At 65.8% G+C, this 5,957-nt stretch carries 3 protein-coding genes and 1 pseudogene; 2 read left to right on the top strand and 2 right to left on the bottom strand.

Annotated features, from left to right (window positions below; all coding sequences use genetic code 11):
* Together dnaK and dnaJ are read left to right on the top strand one after the other, a co-directional pair.
* On the top strand, positions 1 to 1,555 hold a 1,555-nt coding region (gene dnaK, locus ACESLR_RS11255; RefSeq protein WP_373067446.1), incomplete at its 5' end, for a molecular chaperone DnaK.
* 121 nt (positions 1,556 to 1,676) lie between these two features.
* Positions 1,677 to 2,825: a molecular chaperone DnaJ gene (gene dnaJ / locus ACESLR_RS11260; RefSeq protein ID WP_373025562.1), complete on the top strand. Its 1,149-nt coding sequence runs from the start codon at positions 1,677 to 1,679 to the stop codon at positions 2,823 to 2,825.
* Positions 2,826 to 3,083: 258 nt separating this feature from the next.
* On the opposite strand, the gene ACESLR_RS11265 is transcribed toward dnaJ, so the two are convergent.
* Both ACESLR_RS11265 and ACESLR_RS11270 read right to left on the bottom strand, forming a co-directional pair.
* On the bottom strand, positions 3,084 to 5,156 hold the full coding sequence (locus ACESLR_RS11265; RefSeq protein WP_373025563.1) for an EAL domain-containing protein: 2,073 nt from the start codon (positions 5,154 to 5,156) through the stop codon (positions 3,084 to 3,086).
* Positions 5,153 to 5,957 (bottom strand): annotated as a pseudogene (locus tag ACESLR_RS11270) (PilZ domain-containing protein); the annotation flags it as partial. The gene ACESLR_RS11265 and the pseudogene ACESLR_RS11270, both read right to left, overlap by 4 nt.

The raw sequence follows: 5,957 nt of genomic DNA on the forward strand, positions 1-5,957 counted from the left end.
CGCCGAGGACTACCTCGGGGAAGAGGTCACGGAGGCGGTGATCACCGTCCCGGCCTACTTCAATGACTCCCAGCGCCAGGCGACCAAGGATGCCGGCAAAATTGCCGGGCTCGAGGTCAAGCGCATCATCAACGAGCCGACCGCGGCCGCGCTGGCCTACGGCATGGACAAGAAGCGCGGAGATCGCAAGATTGCCGTGTACGACCTCGGTGGCGGTACCTTCGACATCTCCATCATCGAGATCGCCGAGGTGGATGGCGAGCATCAGTTCGAGGTGCTGGCGACCAACGGTGACACCTTCCTGGGCGGCGAGGATTTCGACAATCGCCTGATCGACTACCTGGTCGACGAGTTCAAGAAGGATCAGGGCATCGACATCAAGGGCGACCCGCTGGCGATGCAGCGCGTGAAGGAAGCCGCCGAGAAGGCCAAGATCGAGCTGTCCTCCAGCCAGCAGACCGAGGTGAACCTGCCGTACATCACGGCCGACAACACCGGGCCCAAGCATCTGGCGCTGAAGATTACCCGTGCCAAGCTGGAGAGCCTGGTCGAGGATCTGGTCAAGCGCTCCATTGACCCGTGCAAGGTCGCGCTGAAGGATGCCGGCCTGTCCGCCTCCGAGGTGGACGACGTGATCCTGGTCGGCGGCCAGACCCGCATGCCCAAGGTGCAGGAGGCAGTACAGGAGTTCTTTGGCAAGGAGCCACGCAAGGACGTGAACCCGGACGAGGCCGTTGCGGTCGGCGCCGCCGTGCAGGCCGGCGTGCTGGGCGGCGATGTCAAGGACGTACTGCTGCTGGACGTGACCCCGCTGTCGCTCGGGATCGAGACGATGGGCGGCGTGATGACCAAGCTGATCGAGAAGAACACCACCATCCCGACCCGGGCCAACCAGGTGTTCTCCACCGCCGAGGACAACCAGACCGCGGTGACCGTGCACGTGCTGCAGGGCGAACGCGAGATGGCCAGCGCCAACAAGTCGCTGGGGCGCTTCGACCTGCAGGACATCCCGGCCGCGCCCCGCGGCGTGCCGCAGATTGAGGTCACCTTTGACATCGACTCCAACGGCATCCTGAACGTCTCGGCCAAGGACAAGGCCACAGGCAAGGAGAACAAGATCGTCATCAAGGCCTCCTCCGGCCTGTCCGAGGAAGAGGTCGAACAGATGGTCAAGGACGCCGAGGCCCACGCCGAGGAAGACAAGAAGTTCCAGCAGCTGGTCCAGGCGCGGAACCAGGCCGACGCCCTTGTGCACTCCGCCGAGAAGTCTCTGAAGGATCTGGGTGACCAGGTCTCCGATGACGAGCGTTCCGCGATCGAGTCGGCAGTGGCCGAGGTCAAGTCCGCGATGGAAGGCGAGGACGCCGAGGCCATCGAGCAGGCCACGCAGAAGCTGGCTGAGGCCTCCGGCAAACTGGCCGAGAAGGCCTACGCCCAGGGCGCCGATGGCGCGGGCGAGGCCGGTGCCGAGCAGGCCGAGGGTGGCCAACAGGGCGACGATGTCGTGGACGCCGAGTTCGAGGAAGTCGACGACGACCAGAAAAAGCAGGGCTGATGCCACGGCCGGCGGGACTTCGCGTTCCGCCGGATCTGTTTGAACGCCGCGCCCGGAGTACTCGTGACTCCGGGCGTTTGCGTGAAGGCATTCCGCGTTCGCGCGAACGAATCAGCAGGGAATGACCATGTCACAACGCGACTACTATGAGGTGCTGGGTGTCTCCAAGGACGCCTCGGCCGCCGATATCAAGAAGGCCTTTCGCCGCCTCGCGATGAAGTACCACCCCGATCGCAACCCCGGGGACGAGGAAGCCGAGGCCAAGTTCAAGGAGGCCCGTGCCGCCTACGACGTCCTCAGCGACGACCAGAAGCGCGCCGCCTACGACCGCTACGGCCATGCCGGGGTGGACGGTTCGGCCGGAGGCTTTGGTGGCGGCGCCGGGGCTTCCAACTTCAGTGACATCTTCGAGGACATCTTTGGCGATATCTTCGGAGGTGGCGGGGGCGGCCGCGGGCAACGCGCCTATCGTGGCTCCGACCTGCAGTACAACCTGGATCTCACCCTGGAAGAGGCGGTGTTCGGCACCGAGGTGAAGATCCGCATCCCGACCACGGTGAGCTGCGAGGCCTGCGATGGCTCGGGCGCAGAACCGGGGACCTCGCCGGAGACCTGCCCGACCTGTAACGGTGTGGGCCAGGTGCGCATCCAGCAGGGCTTCTTCTCGGTGCAGCAGACCTGCCCGCGCTGCGAGGGCTCCGGCAAGATCGTCTCCAGCCCCTGCAAGTCCTGCCATGGCAAGGGCCGGGTGCAGGAGCAGAATACACTGGATGTAAAGATCCCGGCCGGGGTCGATTCGGGCGACCGCATCCGCCTGGCTGGGCAGGGCGAGGCGGGCATGAACGGTGGCCCGCCCGGCGACCTTTATGTGCAGGTGCGAGTCAAGCCGCACAAGCTGTTCCGCCGCGACGGTTCGGACCTGCACTGCGAGGTACCGGTGTCGTTCGCGACCGCCGCCCTCGGGGGCGACCTGGAGGTCCCGTCCCTGGACGGCCGGGTCAAGCTCAAGGTCCCCGCGGAGACCCAGACCGGAAAGCAGTTCCGGGTCAGCGGCAAGGGCGTGAAGTCCGTGCATGGCGGTGGCGTCGGCGACCTGATCTGCCGTGTCGTGGTGGAAACGCCGATCAACCTGACCAAGGAGCAGAAGCAGCTCCTGCGTCAGTTCGAGGAATCCACCCAGGCTGGAGGCACCAAGCACAGCCCGCAGGCACATTCGTGGCTGGACGGGGTGAAGGGTTTCTTCGAGGACCTCAATTTCTGGTCGAAATAGGTGTCTCCAGTGAAGACCCCGCCGGGGCCTGTTGCGTTAGAGCGAACGTTGGCCCTAACCGCTCGTTCGCGGGCCCCTGTTGCCTCGCATTGATTCCCGCGCCTGCGCTCGTGACAACGCGGCATTGTGAGCGTTGCGGGCGCATCCGGGGCCGGTCGGTCCCGGGATGCCAGGTCAAGGGTGGTCAGCCCGGGGTTCCCTTCTCCGTGTTCTCTGGGGCTTCCACGGTAAAAAACGCAACGGGCACCCGTTCAGGGTTCAGGTGGAGGCGAAGTCGAAGGTGGGGGCGGGCATGGGGGCCTGCAGGAAATAGCCCTGGACGAGGTTCACGTTCAGGCTGTAGAGCACGGCCAGCACGCTGGCGTCCTCCACGTAGGGCACGATGACCTGCTTGCCCTTCGCGTGCGCCGCCTCGGTGTGCTCGCGGATCATCTGCTGGTTCTCCTCGCTTTCGGCCAGGTTCTTCACGTAGGACGGATCCAGCTTGATGTGGTCCGCCTCCAGGTGCTGCAGCAGCTGGAACGGGTTCAGTCCGTTGCCGAAGTCGTCGATGCACAGGTGGCCGTGCATTTCCTGCAGCCCACGGGCGACGTGGATCGCCGGTTTGAGGTGAGTGACCACGGTGGGTTCCTTCAACTCGACCACCACATTGTCCGCGGGGATACGCAGGGCGTGCAGGTCATCGTGCAGCCAGCTGACCACCGACGGGTCGCCCAGCGACCCGTTGGTCAGCTTGAGGAAGAACTGGGTGCCGGGGTCCTTTTTCAGCAGTTCTGCCAGTACGCCAAGGGCGGCCTTCAGGACCCAGCGATCGATGGGCGTCGCCATCTCGGTACGCTCGGCGCTGGCCATGAAGGCATCCGGCTCATGCACATGACCCTCGGCATCGCGCAGGCGCACAAACACCGAATAGCGTGGCCGGTCGGCACCGTGCAGGTTCACGATCGGCTGGTACCGCAGTTCCAGGCGGTTGTGTTCCAGGGCGTCCTGGATGCGCAGTTTCCATTGCTGGTCGGCCTGGCCCTGGGTCATTTCGCCCTCGGCCGGACGGAAGAAGCAGTGGGTCCCGCCACCGGTCTCCACCGCCTCCTTCAAGGCCCGGTCGGCCTGCGAGAGTAGTTCTTCGGTGTCCACCGCGGTCTCGTCGGCGATCACGATACCGGCGGACAGGGTGCAGTTGGTCGAGGCATTGCCGAGTTCGAACACGCGCCCGGTGACGGCCTCCATGAGTCCGTGGATGCGCGCTTCCACCTCGTTGCGGCGGGTGTCGGGCACCACGATGCCGAAGTGTTCGGCCTCCAGGCGCGCGGTGATGGCCGGCTCCGGGAACTGGTCCTCGATCAGCTTGCCGATGTCGGCCAGCAGCAGGTCGCTGGCCGACATGCCGACGTTGGCGCGGATGTCGGCAAAGCGATCCACCGCCAGGGTGATCAGGGCAAACGGCTTTTCCGACTGAGCGGCCTGGCCCTGCGCGGTCTCGATCATGCCGGTGAAGTGCTGACGATTATACAGTCCGGTGACCAGGTCACGCTGCGACAAGTAATCGATCTTCTCGGCCAGCTCCGGGTCCTCCTGGGTCGAATCCAGCAGTACCTGGGTGCAGGCCTCGCCCTCGACGCTCGCGGTGGACAGGCGCAGGTTGGCCTCGAACGGGGTGCCGTCAAACGACTGCAACTGGAACGTCTGGTGCGTTTGGTCGCCTTCCTCGCCGTTCTGAAAGCGTCGCAGCAGGCCTTTCAGCTCGTCGCGGCTTTCCGGGGCCACCAGGTCCATCAGTGGCAGCCCGTCGACGTCCTCGGGATCGGCGATGCCGAAGCGCTCGCGCCAGGAGGCGTTGGCGTAGATGTGCATGCCTTCATGCACGTAGGCGATGGCGTCGCGCGAGTTGTCCAGCAGCAGCTGGCAACGGCGCTCGGATTCCTGCAGCGACGCGTCCATGCGCCCCAGACGCTGGCGCAACTGGAATTGTGCGGCGGCCCGCACGGTGAAGATCCCGGCCAGTTCGTGCAGCTCGTGATCCACCAGGGCATAGGCGCCGGACTCGTAGTCGGCCAGGCGTTCCGCCTCCGGGCGTTCGGTCAGGATGACCACGGGGGTGCGCCGTCCGGAGGCATGCAGGGCCTCGTCCACGTGCTCGCGGGTCAGGCCCAGGCCGGGCTCGATCAGGACGATCACGTCGAAGCGCCGGTTTTCGAGCGCTTCCGAGAGGGCGTCCGTGGTGGCAACCTGCTCCGCGCGGATCGCGTTCCCGCGGGTTCGGATGCTGCTGATTACCTCTTCTGCCAGGTTGGGATTGCTGGTGACGAAGAGGGTGCGAATGGTCTCGTTCATGAGGCTTGATCGTCGCAGTTGCGGGAAGTGAAGGACAGTCCGTCGTCGTTCGCAAGGGCGGGGCCGGTCTCGGTGCCGGAGGGGGCCTCAGCCGGCGTCCCAACTTCCAGGGCGGTCATGCGGCAGCCGACCTCGGTGAACAGGGTAGTCCCCGTGCGCTCGCTGTCCAGTTCAAGCACGCGGGCACGCCCGTTCAGCCAGCACACAACCCGTTTTTCATGATCGAAGACCTGTGCGGGAAGGAACAGCGCGGCCCCGTCTGCATCCGTCCGCTGGGGGGCGAACAGGCCTGGTTGCGGAACGCCGGCAGCGATGCCGTTGCGAAAATCCTGAACCTGCATTGGCAGGCAGCGGTTGGCGAGGAACTCCACCCCGATGCTGATGCGGTTGCCGGCCTGGTCGTCGAAGCGGATCCAGCGTAGTACCCCGACCGTCCAACGATGACCGTCGACGGCGCGCAGCCCCACCAGGTCACCGATCAACAGGGGTTGCTGGGGCGCATCCAGGCACAGGCGAACGCCCCCGGCGCCGATGTCGTCCACCTGCCAGTGTTCCGGCGGGTTGCGTTTGGTGATGGGCCCCGTCGGTTCCTCGTGGCCGGCAATCTCGAGGCCGCGGCCGACATCCTCCCAGGCAGCCGCGGTGGTTCCGGGGGCGTCGTCCGCAAGCGGCCGGAGCTCGCTGTCGCGCTCGGCCTCGGCGGGGCTGTCGACCAATGCGAGATCGGAACCCCGCAAAGCGGACGGCGACATCTCGAAGACGCTGACGCCGCCGTCATGCTGTGTCAGGGCCTTGAGGCCG

It is taken from the genome of Thioalkalivibrio sp., assembly GCF_041685615.1.
Classification (GTDB): Bacteria; Pseudomonadota; Gammaproteobacteria; order Ectothiorhodospirales; family Ectothiorhodospiraceae; genus Thioalkalivibrio.

Excerpts from the sequence above, each read along its gene's own strand:
- dnaJ (WP_373025562.1), top strand. The coding sequence starts at position 1,677 with ATGACCATGTCACAACGCGACTACTATGAGGTGCTGGGTGTCTCCAAG.
- ACESLR_RS11265 (WP_373025563.1), bottom strand. The coding sequence starts at position 5,156 with ATGAACGAGACCATTCGCACCCTCTTCGTCACCAGCAATCCCAACCTG.